Origin of the sequence: Microvirga sp. KLBC 81 (genome assembly GCF_003075415.1) — a bacterium.
Classification (GTDB): Bacteria; Pseudomonadota; Alphaproteobacteria; order Rhizobiales; family Beijerinckiaceae; genus Microvirga.
Genome location: NZ_QDAH01000344.1, coordinates 254 through 518 on the forward strand (window position 1 = coordinate 254; position 265 = coordinate 518).

The following is a 265-nucleotide window of genomic DNA, read 5'->3' on the forward strand; positions in this document are numbered from 1 at the left end:
GATGTTGACGATATGCGGGAATCTCCATCTGTGTTGGTGATGGAGAACCTCCGAGATCGAGGTGCTATTGTAGAATATTCAGATCCAAATGTGCCCGTATTCCCGAAGATGCGTGAGCATAAGTTCGACCTAAAATCAGTTCCGCTCACCGCTGAGAACATCGCATCGTATGACTGTGTCGTTCTTCTCACCGATCACAGCGACGTCGATTATTCGCTTATTCTGAATTCTGCCAAGCTTATCGTAGATACACGCGGCAAATTCC

General features: G+C 47.2%; 1 protein-coding gene. It reads left to right on the forward strand.

Translation table 11 applies throughout. The features are described 5' to 3' along the window. On the forward strand, positions 1-265 hold a 265-nt coding region (locus DC522_RS36770; RefSeq protein ID WP_305777726.1), incomplete at both ends, for a UDP binding domain-containing protein.